The organism is Deinococcus rhizophilus (genome assembly GCF_030271215.1).
Classification (GTDB): domain Bacteria; phylum Deinococcota; class Deinococci; order Deinococcales; family Deinococcaceae; genus Deinococcus; species Deinococcus rhizophilus.
This window is the reverse complement of record NZ_JASNGB010000084.1, coordinates 1-12627: the sequence shown is the minus strand read 5'-3', so window position 1 is coordinate 12627 and position 12627 is coordinate 1. Positions and strand designations below refer to the sequence as shown.

Genomic DNA, 12627 nt, shown 5'->3' with positions numbered 1-12627 from the left:
TACCCCCGCTACCCCTCAGCTCCCCGGAATCCAGGAAGAGCCTTGGACGGAAACCGTAGGAGCGTCAGCCCTCCCAGGGAGTGAGCCGCGAGACGCCGAGGGACTTGAAGTTGGCCGGGCGTCTTGCCCCTTGACGGGCCTGGTCGTTCCCCCCCTTCCGGTCTGTCTGTCCAGATTCCCACCCCCCGTCCGCTGAGCCTCCTACGCTCAAGTTTCTTACACTGCACTTACTGAAATCTGGCGATGGGCAGCCGGGCCACGCGCTATACTCGCGCATCATGTTTCGTGTCCTGAACAAAGTGTTTGACAACAACCAGCGCGACGTGGCGCGAATCGTGAAAACGGTCGTGCAGCCCGTCAACGCGCTGGAAGAAGAAACCCAGAAGATCGAGAACCTCGCCGAAGCCTTTATGGCCCTGCGCAAGCGCGTGCAGGAGGGCGGCGAGAGCCTCGACGACGTGATTATCCCGGCCTTCGCCCTGATCCGGGAGGCCGGGCGGCGCTCCATCGGCAAGCGGCACTACGACGTGCAGCTGATCGGCGGGGCCGCGCTGCACCAGGGCCGCATCGCGGAGATGCGCACCGGCGAGGGCAAGACGCTCGTCGCCACGCTGGCCCTCGCCCTCAACGCGCTGGAGGGCAAGGGCACCCACCTCGTCACGGTGAACGACTACCTTGCCCGGGTGGGCATGGAGGAGATGGGGCTGCTGTACCGCACGCTGGGCCTGACCGTGGGGCTCGCCAGCCGTGACCTGCAGCCGCACCAGAAGCAGGCCGCCTACGCCTGCGACATCACCTACGTCACCAACTCGGAGCTGGGCTTCGACTACCTGCGCGACAACATGGCCCAGAGCCGCGAGCAGCTCTCCTTGCGGGCCGAATCGCCCCTGAATTTCGCCATCGTCGACGAGGTGGACTCCATCCTGATCGACGAGGCCCGCACCCCGCTGATCATCTCGGGCGCGGCGGAAAAGGCGACCGACCAGTATTACCTCTTTGCCAAGCTGATTCGCCGCCTGCAGAAGGGCGAGCCCGCCGAACCCGGCAAGCGGGCCGAGCCGACCGGCGACTACACCATCGAGGAAAAGAGCAAGCAGGTCCACCTCACCGAGGGGGGCATCTCCAAGATCGAGCGGCTGCTGTCGCTGGGCGACCTCTACAGCCCCGAGAACATGGACAAGGCCCACATGATCACCCAGGCGATCCGGGCCAGGGAGCTGTACCAGCGCGAGAAGGACTACATCATCAACGAGGAAGGCGAGGTCGTCATCATCGACGAGTTCACCGGGAGAAGCATGCCGGGCCGCCGCTACGGCGAGGGACTGCATCAGGCGATCGAGGCCAAGGAAGGCGTCAAGATCGAGAACGAGAACCAGACGCTCGCCACCATCACCTACCAGAATTTCTTCCGCCTGTACGGCAAGTTCGCCGGGATGACCGGCACCGCCAAGACCGAGGAAAAGGAATTCCTCGATATCTACGGCTCGGACGTGCTGGTGATCCCGACCAACCGGGCGATTCTGCGCAAGGATGCCGAGGACCTGGTGTACCGCACCCGCATGGGCAAGTACGCCGCCGTCGTGAACGAGGTCCGCGAGATGCACGCGGGCGGGCGCCCGATCCTGATCGGTACGGCCAGCATTGACACCAGCGAGCAGCTGAGTGCGCTGCTGTCGGAAGCGGAGATCAAGCACGCCGTCCTGAACGCCAAGTTCGAGGCGCAGGAGGCCAGCATCATCGCGCAGGCGGGCCGCAGCGGCACCGTCACCATCGCCACCAACATGGCGGGGCGCGGCACCGACATCATGCTGGGGGGCAACGCCGAGTTCATCCTGGGCGAGGCCGTCGAGCAGAACTTCGGCATCAGCCGCTTTGCCCCCGAGGCCGAGGGCTTTATCAAGGCGATCAGCCGGGGCGACCCCGAGGCCGAGCACCTGGGCATGCAGATTCCCGGCATGGTGCCCGACTTTATCCGGCAGGCGCAGCAACTCCAGAGCGACACCGTGGCCGACCGCCAGCGGGTGCAGGAGCTGGGCGGGCTGCACATCATCGGCACCGAGCGCCACGAGTCCCGGCGCATCGACAACCAGCTGCGCGGCCGCGCCGGACGTCAGGGCGACCCCGGCTCCAGCCGCTTTTACGTCTCCTTCGAGGACGACCTGATGCGCCTCTTTGCCAACGACCGCGTGGTCGCCATGATGGACCGCCTCGGCATGGACGACACCCAGCCGATCGAGGCCAAGATGGTCACCGGGGCCATCGAGAAGGCGCAGGCCCGCGTGGAGGACCGCAACTTCGGCATCCGCAAACAGCTGCTGGAGTTCGACAACGTGATGAGCGTGCAGCGTGACACCATCTACGCCCAGCGCCGTGAGGTCCTGCTGGGCACCGACGAGGACGTCGAGGAATCGACCGAGGGCATGATCGCCGACTTCGCCGAGATGCAGCTCGCCTACTACGCGCCGCTCGATCAGGCGCCCGAGAGCTGGGACCTCGAGACCCTGCGGACCAACATGGTGGACGCCGTGCCCCCGCTGGAGAGCTACGACTTCGAGGCGATGCGCGGCATGAACCCCGACGCTGCCCACGCGCAGCTGCTGGAAGCCGTGGCCGACGCCTTCGACGCCCGCAAGGACGAGCTGAGCCCCACCATGCTCAACAGCCTGTCGCGCTACGTGCTGCTGCAACTTGTCGACCAGCACTGGAAGGAGCACCTGCACGGCATGGACGTGCTGAGGCAGGGCATCGGCCTGCGCGGTTACGGCCAGCGCGACCCCTTCACCGAGTACAAGTTCGAGGCCACGAACATGTTCAACGACATGATCGACACCCTCAAGGGCGAGGTCACCAAGTACATCTTCAAGATGCAGTTCGGCGCTCAGGGCGCGGCGTAAGCCCCGGCCACACGGACAGGACACGGAGGGCGGCTCCCGGTGAGGGGGCCGCCCCCGTCGTTGGGTCACCACCAGCCGAGGGTCAGGCCCCGTCATACCCCATTCCTATGGCGCCCAGGTCACGATTTCTGTCTCGTCCGGAGTACACTACCCCTGTCCGTTTCCGCGTCAGCGTTCACCCAGGTTCTAGGCGAACCCCGGTCGCCCGACCCGCTGCCCTGATCCACAGGCGGCACACTCACGGGCGAGAGCAGGGGCGTAAGGAGAGCGTCATGGCAGAAGTCGTTCTGGAGAACATCAACAAGCGCTACGGCACCAAGCACCACGCGGTCAAGGACTTCAATCTGCATATCGAGGACCGCGAGTTCATGGTGTTCGTGGGTCCGTCGGGCTGCGGCAAGTCGACCACGCTGCGGATGATCGCGGGGCTCGAGGACATCAGCGACGGGGTGCTGAGCATCGGCGGGCGGGTGGTCAACGACGTGCCGCCCAAGGACCGCGACATCGCGATGGTGTTTCAGAACTACGCGCTGTACCCGCACATGAACGTCTACGAGAACATGGCCTTTGGGCTCAAGCTGCGCAAGACGCCCAAGGCCGACATCGACCGCCGGGTGCGCGACGCCGCCCGCATTCTGCAGATCGAGCACCTGCTGGGGCGCAAGCCCAAGGAACTCTCGGGCGGGCAGCGCCAGCGCGTGGCGATGGGCCGCGCCATCGTGCGCGAGCCGTCCGTGTTCCTGATGGACGAGCCGCTTTCCAACCTCGACGCCAAGCTGCGCGTCGAGATGCGCTCGCAGATTTCCCAGCTGCACCGCCGTCTGGGGGCCACCATCGTCTATGTGACCCACGATCAGGTCGAGGCGATGACGCTGGGCAACCGCATCGTGGTGATGCGAGACGGGTTGATCATGCAGGTCGACACGCCGATGAATCTCTACGACTTCCCGCAGAACAGGTTTGTGGCGGGCTTTATCGGCAGCCCCTCCATGAACTTCCTGACCGCACGGGTCGAGGGCGGCGAGTTCGTGATCGGCGGCAGCCGGGTGGCCGCGATGGGCCGCCTCGGGCAGAGCCTGCGGGCCTACGAGGGCCGCGAGGTCCACCTGGGCATCCGCCCCGAGCATGTCGGCGTGATGGGGCACACGGACCTCCCGCACGGCCAGAACGTCCTGCGCGGGCAGGTCGTGGTCGTGGAACCGCTGGGCGCCCAGACCGACCTCGTGATCGACGTGCAGGGCCAGCACCTGACCGCCAAGGTGGAGGGCCAGGCTCCCCTCGACGTGGGCGACGACATCGACCTGCTGATCGACCAGACGCGCCTGCACGCGTTCGATGCCGAGACTGAACTCGCCATCGACCGGGGCACCCCGACGGGCAAGCGCGGACAGGCCGACACCCAGGGCCTGGGGTACGAGTACCCGGAGACCGGTCAGGCCCCGGTGAGGACGCCCGCGCCCGCCGCCGTGGCCCCACAGACAACCCAGGTCAGCCCTGGCCCCTCCACCGTCACCGTGATCTCCACCAAGGATTGATCCCCGACAGGCCGGAGCGTCCCGCACCTTCCATCTGGGAGGTGGGAGCGATGCTCCGGTTTTCAATTGCTGCTTTTGGGTTGCATTTTCTTCATCCATGCACGCTAGAGTAGGCCGCAGCAGTCCCTGTGGTTCCCGGAGGTCCACCCATGAAACGAGCCCTGCTGACCCTGACCGCCCTCGCCCTGCTCGCCACCAGCGCCGAGGCCCGCACCTGGGCCGAGATCAAGAAGTCCGGCACGGTCAAGATCGCCACCGAGGGCGCCTTCCCGCCCTTCAACCTGCTGAAGGGCAAGCAGCTCACCGGCTTCGAGGTCGAACTCGCCGAGGCGATGGCCAAGGGGCTCGGGCTGAAGGTGGAGTGGACCACCCAGCCCTTCGACAACCTGCTGATCGGGCTCAACCAGAACCGCTACGACTTCGTGATCGCCAGCCACGGCATCAACCCCGAGCGGGCCAGGGCCGTGGACTTCTCCACGCCGCACTACTGCACGGGCGGGGCCATCGTCGCCAAGCCGGGCGGCCCCCTGACCGCCGCCGCCCTGAAGGGAAAGCGGGTGGGCGTGCAGGTGGGCACCACCTACCTGGAGAATGTCCGCAAGGTGCCCGGCGTGGGTGAGGTCAAGACCTACCCCACCGACACCGCCGCGCAGGCCGCGCTGATGGCGGGCCGGGTGGATGCCTGGGTGGGCGACAAGTTCACCGGGATCGACCTCGTGAAGGCGCAGAAGGGCAAGATCAGGCAGGGCGACCTGCTGTTCAACGAGCGGGTGGCGATGGCCGTCAAGAAGGGCAATGCCAGCCTGCTCAAGGAACTGAACGCCGCCCTTGCCCGGTCGCAGCAAAACGGCACCTACGCCAAGATCAGCCAGAAGTACTTCGGGCAGGACGTGCGCTGCCGCTGAAGCGCGGGGCGGTGGGTGGGGGAGGGGGGGCCAGCCCGGCCCACCTCCCCCTGTTGGTCTGTGCCGCTCCGGCTGCCAGCGGCTGTGGCATCATCGGCCCAATGCAACACGAGTTTCATTGTCTGTTCGGCCGGTGCGCTGAAAGCCGCCGGAGCGCCGCGTGACCGCTCCGGCCCGCAGGCCGCTGGGGGGGCTGGCCCTGGTGGGCTGGGTGGCCGGGGCAGCGGCGGCCTTTTTGCTGCTGTTTTTCCTGATCACCCTGATCCTGCGCCAGATGCCCGACCCGATCGGCCCCCGCGCCGACCTGTTCGTGGAGGGGGCGCGGATCACGCTGCAGCTCACGGTGGTCAGCGGGTTGATCGGCCTGCTGATCGGCATGGTCGCGGGCATCATGCGGACGAGTGCCCTGTGGCTGGTGCGGGCGCCCGCCAGCGTCTTTATCTGGTTGATTCGCGGCACGCCGCTGCTGGTGCAGATTCTGTTCGTGTACAACGCGCTGCCGCTGATTCTCCAGGGCATCGGCATCGACCTCGAACTCAACGAGTTCTGGTCCGCCGTGATCGCGCTCTCGCTCAATGTCGGGGCCTACAACGCCGAGGTGGTCCGCGCCGGGATTCTGGCGATTCCGCGTGGGCAGACCGAGGCCGCCCGCTCGCTGGGCCTCAGCGGGGGGCAGACGATGCAGACGGTGGTGCTGCCGCAGGCGATGCGGGTGGTGGTGCCGCCGCTGGTCAACAACCTCGTGGCGCTGCTCAAGGACTCGTCGCTGGCGTCCACCATCGCCCTGCTGGAGCTGACCCTGGCCGGGAACCGCGTCTCCAGCGAGACCTTCCAGCCCATCCCGGTGCTGACCACCGTGGCCTGCGTGTACCTCGCCCTGACCACCGTGATGACGCTGTTTACCGACCAGCTGGAGAAGCGGGTGAGGATCGCCACGCGGTAGAGGATCGCCAGTCCAGCAATCAGTTCCCAGGCAAAAGCCCCCGGCGCACAGGCTGGGGGCTCCCGCTGTTCTGATCCGGACTCCGATTGAAAGGTTGACGCGTAAACCTGAAATCCGAGCGGAGCGAGAAGGAGAAAAACGGGTTCCGGGCGTGGAGTGAACAAACCGGAAGAGCGCCGGTTTGTTCACGAAACAGACGGAGTCCGTATGGCTGGCGACTCGCCATTGACGGCGCTACGCGCTACGCCACCGCCACCCCCGGCGGCTCGTGGCGGCTCCCGGCCTTCTGCCAGAAGTACACCCCGGCGAACAGGGCCAGCGCCGCGAGGTTCCAGACCAGCGCCGTGGGGATGATCAGGATGAACGACGCGACCAGCAGCACCAGCGTCTGCACCACGTTGGTGCGGCGGTGCAGGTAGCGCAGGGTGGCGGCGCTGAACGCCACCAGCCCCAGGAACGCGAAGAGGATCATCGGGATCGCCTCGCCCCAGGGGAGGCCCCCCAGCCGGCCGCCCGCGATCAGCAGCAGGGCGGGATTGAAGAACATCATGTACGCCAGCAGCGCCGTCCTGAGTTCGTACTGGAAGGCCTGCACGCCCGTCGCCACCGGATTGCCGCCTGAGATCGCGGCGGCGGCGAAGGCAGCCAGCGCGACCGGGGGCGTCGAGTCGGCCATGATGCCGAAGTAGAAGACGAACATGTGGACTGGGAGCATCTGCGCCGGGTTGGTCGTGTCCAGCCCCGCGATCTGGGCGATGATGGGCACGATCAGCGCACTCATCAGGATGTAATTGGCGGTGGTGGGCAGACCCATGCCCAGGATCAACGCGATCAGTTGCGCCATCAGCAGCACGACGATCATGGTCCCGACCGTCACGACCGAGGCCGTGTCCACGCCGGGCAGCAGCCCCCCGAGCACCGTGAACAGGCCCCGGAACGCTCCGCTGACGGTTTCCACGATGTTGGCCAGCCCGAAGCCCAGCCCGGTGATGGTCACGATCCCGACGATGATCCCGGCGGCCGCCGTGGCGATGGCGATGCCGATCATGGACCGCGCCCCGCCCTCGGCAGCCTCCATCAGCCGCTTCCCGCCGTTCAGCAGGCCGTGCCCGACTCCGCGTCCGTCCTGCCGCCCCCGCCACGCCTCCTGCACCAGCAACATCCCGATCATCAGGAAGATGGTGTTCAGCGCGACCCGCTCGGGGGTGGCTTCCGGGTTGATGGTCAGCGTGCCGATCAGGTAGACGAGCGGAATAAGGTAGTACCAGCCTGCCCGCAGCGTCCGGCGCACCGAGGGCAGTTCATCCTTTGGCAGGCCGCGCAGCCCCAGCTTGAGCGCCTCGATGTGCGTGACCACCAGCAGCGCCCCGTAACACAGGAAGGCGGGAATCGCCGCCGCGAGGATCAGCGTGCGGTACTCGATGTTGAGGTTACTCGCCATGATGAAGGCCGCCGCGCCCATCACCGGGGGCATCAGCTGGCCGTTGCTGGAGCTGGCGACCTCGATGGCCCCGGCTTTCTCGGCCGAGTAGCCCACCCGCTTCATCGTGCCGATGGTGATGTTGCCGCCCGTGACCACGTTGCTCACCGACGAGCCGCTGATGATGCCGTTCAGGGCACTGCTCAGCACGCTGGCCTTGGCCGGGCCGCCCCGGAAGCCGCCCAGCAGCCCCTGCGCCACGTTCATGAACCACTCGCCCGCGCCCAGCTTGTCGAAGATCGCCCCGAACAGCACGAACAGGAAGACGATCTGCGCCGAGACGCCGATGGCGGTCCCGAAGATGCCCTCGGTGTTGGCGAACAGTTGCCCCACGACCTGCGGCCAGGTCTGCCCCGCGTGCAGCTGAAGCTGCGGCCCGAGGTCGCCCCGGATCAGGCCGCGCGGCCCGGTCAGCGCGTACAGCATGAACACGCTCGCCACGATGGGCATGGCGATCCCAACCGTGCGCCACGCCGCGAGCAGCAGCAGGATGATCAAGGCACTTCCCACCCACACGTCGGCCGGGTTGAGCGCCCCGCCCTGCACGTTGGCGATGGTGGGGTAATGGGTGATCAGGTAGATGGTGGTCGCCACCGCGCCCGATCCCAGAATCCAGTCGTACCAGGGCACCCCCCGCTGCGCCTGTCCCGGCGTCTTGCGCGCAGTGAACACCAGGTAGGCCAGCGAGAAGGCGAACGCGAGGTGCGTGGCCCGCAGCAGCAGCGTGTCCACCGTGCCGACCTGCGCGGCGTACATCTGAAAGCCGCACCACGCCAGCGCGACCAGGGTCACCAGCCACCGGGAAGGGCCGGACAGCTGCCGCCCCCCCGTCTCGTTCGCCTCCACGATTTCCAGGGCGCGGCGCTCGCCCTCCGTCATCTCCAGGGCCGGATCGGTGGAGATCGGCCTTGTGGGGTCACTCATAGGGTCCTCATTTCATCGAGAAAAGCGAGGGGCCAGCCGCGTCGGGTCGGGCGGCTGGCCCCAGCGTCAGGGATCAGCGGACGTTGACGCCCTTCTCGCGGAAGAAGCGCACGGCGCCGGGGTGCAGCGGCGCGGGCAGGCCCTTGACGGCCTTGGCGTAGGAGAAGTTCTGCGCGAGGGCGGGGTGCAGGGCCTTGAGCGCCTCCTCGTTGCCGAACGCGGCCCGCATCGCCCTGTACACGGCGTCGGTGGACACGTCGGAGGTCGTGACCAGGGTCGCCTGCACCGCCACGCTGGGGACGGTGGCGCCCACGCCCTTGTAGGAGCGGGCGGGGACGTTGTAGCGCACGTAGAAGGGGTACTTCTTGATCAGCGCGGCGGCCTGGTTGCCCGCGACCGGCACCATCTTGATGTCCACCGTCTGCGCGATCTGGCTGATGGCGCTGGCGCCCACGCCGACCGTGTAGAACAGCGCGTCGGCCCGCTTGTCCTGCATCAGCGTGATGCCCTGGGCGGGCGAGACCCGCAGCGCCTGTCCGAGGTCGTCGAAGTTCAGCCCGTAGGCCTCAAGCACCTGCCGGGCGGTCTGCTCGGTGCCCGAGCCCAGGTCCCCGATCACGACCCGCTTGCCCTTCAGGTCGGCGATGGAGTTGATGCGGGCGTCCTTGCGGGCGACCACGTGCAGCACTTCCGGGTAGAGGACCGCCATCGTGCGGAGCTTGCTGTTCGCCTTGCCCTGGAAGGCTTGCAGGCCGGTGCCCCGGTAGGCGTAGTAGGCGACGTCGTTCTGGGTGACGGCCGCGTCGAGTTCCCCGGTGCCCAGCGCCGTCATGTTGAAGACGCTGCCGCCGGTGGAACGGGCGTTGGCGCGGACGCCCGTGTTGGCGTCGGTGATCAGCTTCGCCATGCCGGTGGCGACGGGGAAGTACACCCCGGTGGTGGCGCCCGACCCGATGGTCAGGAAGGTGGTGCCCTGCGCGGCGGCGAGGGCGGCGGTGCCGAGGACGGCGGCGGTCAGCAGTCGCTTGCGGTGCTTCATGGGGTCTCCTGTGGGGTCTGCGCCGGTAGGGGCAGCCCGCGGTGAAAGGTGGAATGTGCGGGCAGCTTATCCCAAATGGCGACGCTTCCGGCCAGTCCTGCGGGCGGGGCGAGCAGCAGGCCGGGACGGGGGGACGGCGCTGGACGACTCGCTGGCGGCTTCCCCCGCTCTCCGGGCCTGAAGGCGGAAAAGCCCCCGGCCCGCCGTCCCCGCTACACTGCCCCCATGACCCAGCCCGCTTCCGCTGCCGAGCCCATCATCGTCGCGCAGGACGTGCACAAGCATTTCGGCTCCTTCCACGCCCTGCGCGGGGTCAGCGTGACCGTGCAGCCCGGCGAGGTGGTCGTGGTGATCGGGCCGTCGGGCAGCGGCAAGAGCACCTTTATCCGCACCCTCAACGCGCTCGATCCCCACGACGGGGGCAGCATCGTCGTGGACAGCATTCCCCTGCAGGGGGCCCGCAACCTCGACGCGGTGCGGCGCGAGGTCGGGATGGTGTTTCAGTCGTTCAACCTCTTTCCGCACCTGACTGTGCTGGACAATGTGACGCTGGCGCCCACCCGCGTGCGCCGGACGAGCAGGGCCGAGGCGCAGCAGCGTGCCCTGGACCTGCTGCGGCGGGTCGGGATCGAGGAGCAGGCGGGCAAGTTCCCCGCGCAACTCTCCGGCGGGCAGCAGCAGCGCGTCGCCATCGCCCGCGCCCTGGCGATGGATCCCCGCGTGATGCTCTTTGACGAGCCGACCTCCGCGCTCGACCCCGAGATGATCAAGGAGGTGCTCGACGTGATGAAGGAACTCGCCCGCTCGGGCATGACCATGCTGGTCGTCACGCACGAGATGGGCTTTGCCCGCGAGGTGGCCGACCGCATCCTCTTTTTCGACGCCGGGCAGATCGTGGAGGACACCACGCCGGAAGCCTTTTACACCAATCCCCAGCACGAGCGGGCGCGGGTGTTTCTGAGCAAGATTCTGGGGCATTAGTGGAGGACCACAAGCAAGAGAAAGCTCATTTCTCTGGATGCCCGGCCTGTTCACCCCCTCCCGGCCTCCCCCCTCAAGGGGAGGAGCGAAAAGCAGAAACTTACCCACTGCTGTGGTACGTCCACCAAAGATTACCGGTCGCCAGGGCAACCACCGCTCTCTGGCGACCGGCTCCTAGTCACTCACCCTACGCGTCCCGCCGCAGCCGCCCGCAGGACCACCACGCCGCCGCGTACAGAGCGGCACTCAGCACGAAGACCGCCGCGTAGCCTGCCGCGTCCGCGAGCAGCCCGCCCGCGACCGGGGCGAAGAGGGCCGCGCCCACCAGCGTGTTGAGGGTGCCGATATACCGGCTGCGCGACTCGGGCGGCGAGATGTTCAGCAGGTGGTTGGTGTGCCCGAGGTTGAAGCCTTGCAGCGCCACGCTGGACAGCACGAACACCCCCAGGTAGGCGAGGCTGGGCAGCCCCAGTTCCCCCACCGTCAGGGCCACGAGCGGCGCGAGGCCCGCGCTGACGCTGGCGTAGCGGATGATCCGGCGCGAGCCCTTGCGCTCGGCCACCCGGCGCCACACCAGGTTGGAGAGGGGCGCGGCCCCGGTCAGCGCCATCACGAAGGTGCCCAGGGTGGCCACCGGGTAATTCAGGTCGCGCAGCGCGTACACCGCGTAAAAGGGCTCGGCCATGCTCGCCGCCGCCAGCAGCAACCGCACGCGCAGGAAGGCCCGGAAGTGCGCGTCCCCCAGGGTCTGCGGAATCGCCCGCAACTCGTCGCGCAGGTTGCCGGGTGACAGCGGCTCGTCCGGTGGCTCCTCCACCCGTCCGAACACGCCGTAGCCCACCGTGAAGGCGATGGTCCCCAGCAGGAACAGCAGCGCGTAGTTGTAGGGAAACGCGAGGTCCGACCCCAGGATGCCCCGCACCGCCAGCCCCGCCCCGAACGCGAGCAGCCCGCCCCACAGGTTGCGGGTGGCGAAGAACCGAGGTCGGCGCTCGGGGGACACGGTCTTGCTGACCACCTCCAGAAAGGGCAGGCCCGCCACCCCCGAGGCCAGTGCGTTGACCATCATCGCCAGCACAAAGAGGGTCAGACACAGGGCCGGGCGGTCGGCCAGGGTCGCCGCGACGACCACCATCGCCAGGTAGGTCAGCAGCCGCACCAGCGCCGCCGAGCGGTAGACGGGCAGCTTGTACGGCAGCGACCGCACCCGCGAGGCCACCAGCAACTGCGGCAGCATCCACCCGCCCCCCGCGATGGCCGGAAGCAGCCCGATCACGAAATTGGGCGCCCCCAGCCGCGCCGCGAAGCCCGCCACGACCACCGACACGCTCAGAAACCCGTCCCCCACCGACACCAGCCAGCCGTTGAGAATGCCGAGGCGTTCGTTGGGAGTCCAGGGGTCGCGGGAGGAGGGCGGAACGGCAGTCACCGGGGCATTATGGGCGAGCTTCCGGCCGTCAGGAGTCGGTGGTCAGCAGGGGCGGGGTTTCCTGACCGGCCGAGTGCTGCAGGGCCCTCTTCCCTGGGACAGGGGCGCTGCGCCTCAGCGGGGTGAGGGGGTCTTTTTTCGTCGACTGCTCCAGGGCTTCAGCCCCCCCCCGCTCCTCACACGCCCGGCAGCCGCAGCACCCCTTCCAGGGCGGCGTAGGCGTCGGGCCGGGCCAGGAACACGAGTTCGTCTTCGGCGGTCAGGCGCATCTGGGGGCGCGGCACCCGCACGGTGCCCCCGCGCACCACCCCCACGACCTCCACACCGGGGGGAAGGGAGAGCACCGAGAGCCGGGCGCCCGCCCAGCTGCGCGGCACCGCACGGCGGTAGAGTTCCTGCTCGGACTCCAGCGGGGCGAGGCCCGTCCCGGTTTCCTCGGGCGGGGCGGCGTGCAGGGGCAGCAGGGGGGCGGTGGCTGCCGGGGCGCGGCGAATCGT

9 protein-coding genes are annotated in these 12627 nt (G+C 68.0%); 5 read left to right on the top strand and 4 right to left on the bottom strand.

Annotation, left to right across the window (positions count from 1 at the left end; all coding sequences use genetic code 11):
* The first annotated feature begins 278 nt into the window (after positions 1-278).
* From secA to QOL99_RS09970, 4 genes are all read left to right on the top strand, one after another.
* Positions 279-2894 (top strand): preprotein translocase subunit SecA, encoded by a 2616-nt coding sequence (secA, locus tag QOL99_RS09985; protein WP_285523483.1) that lies wholly within the window; start codon positions 279-281, stop codon positions 2892-2894.
* A gap of 272 nt (positions 2895-3166) precedes the next feature.
* Positions 3167-4429 carry an ABC transporter ATP-binding protein gene (locus tag QOL99_RS09980; RefSeq protein WP_285523481.1) on the top strand — a complete coding sequence of 421 codons (1263 nt, stop codon included), beginning with the start codon at positions 3167-3169 and terminating at the stop codon, positions 4427-4429.
* Positions 4430-4578: 149 nt separating this feature from the next.
* A complete protein-coding gene (locus QOL99_RS09975; protein ID WP_285523480.1) occupies positions 4579-5334 on the top strand; it encodes an ABC transporter substrate-binding protein in 756 nt (251 codons plus the stop codon).
* Positions 5335-5494: 160 nt separating this feature from the next.
* Positions 5495-6277, top strand: a complete 783-nt coding sequence (locus tag QOL99_RS09970) for an amino acid ABC transporter permease (RefSeq protein ID WP_285523478.1) — start codon at positions 5495-5497, stop codon at positions 6275-6277.
* 241 nt (positions 6278-6518) lie between these two features.
* Here QOL99_RS09970 and QOL99_RS09965 read toward each other — a convergent pair whose 3' ends face one another.
* Positions 6519-8681, bottom strand: coding sequence for a TRAP transporter permease (locus tag QOL99_RS09965; RefSeq protein WP_285523476.1), 2163 nt, complete (start codon positions 8679-8681; stop codon positions 6519-6521).
* Positions 8682-8754: 73 nt separating this feature from the next.
* Entirely contained in the window at positions 8755-9720 is a 966-nt protein-coding gene (locus tag QOL99_RS09960) for a TAXI family TRAP transporter solute-binding subunit (protein WP_285523474.1), read from the bottom strand.
* Positions 9721-9945: 225 nt separating this feature from the next.
* Between QOL99_RS09960 and QOL99_RS09955 the strand changes: the two genes are divergently transcribed.
* The gene (locus tag QOL99_RS09955; RefSeq protein WP_285523472.1) at positions 9946-10701 is read left to right on the top strand and encodes an amino acid ABC transporter ATP-binding protein; all 756 of its coding nucleotides are present in this window, start codon (positions 9946-9948) and stop codon (positions 10699-10701) included.
* Between the two features lie 187 nt (positions 10702-10888).
* On the opposite strand, the gene QOL99_RS09950 is transcribed toward QOL99_RS09955, so the two are convergent.
* Together QOL99_RS09950 and QOL99_RS09945 are read right to left on the bottom strand one after the other, a co-directional pair.
* On the bottom strand, positions 10889-12130 hold the full coding sequence (locus QOL99_RS09950; protein ID WP_285523470.1) for an MFS transporter: 1242 nt from the start codon (positions 12128-12130) through the stop codon (positions 10889-10891).
* A 176-nt stretch (positions 12131-12306) separates the two neighbouring features.
* Positions 12307-12627 (bottom strand): TrkA C-terminal domain-containing protein (locus QOL99_RS09945; protein ID WP_285523468.1); only part of this gene is annotated, 321 nt, incomplete at its 5' end.

What these genes read in the sequence shown, in the direction of transcription:
- QOL99_RS09955 (WP_285523472.1), top strand. Translation starts at nt 9,946, where the DNA reads ATGACCCAGCCCGCTTCCGCTGCCGAGCCCATCATCGTCGCGCAGGAC.
- QOL99_RS09980 (WP_285523481.1), top strand. Translation starts at nt 3,167, where the DNA reads ATGGCAGAAGTCGTTCTGGAGAACATCAACAAGCGCTACGGCACCAAG.
- QOL99_RS09965 (WP_285523476.1), bottom strand. Translation starts at nt 8,681, where the DNA reads ATGAGTGACCCCACAAGGCCGATCTCCACCGATCCGGCCCTGGAGATG.
- QOL99_RS09975 (WP_285523480.1), top strand. Translation starts at nt 4,579, where the DNA reads ATGAAACGAGCCCTGCTGACCCTGACCGCCCTCGCCCTGCTCGCCACC.
- QOL99_RS09960 (WP_285523474.1), bottom strand. Translation starts at nt 9,720, where the DNA reads ATGAAGCACCGCAAGCGACTGCTGACCGCCGCCGTCCTCGGCACCGCC.
- secA (WP_285523483.1), top strand. Translation starts at nt 279, where the DNA reads ATGTTTCGTGTCCTGAACAAAGTGTTTGACAACAACCAGCGCGACGTG.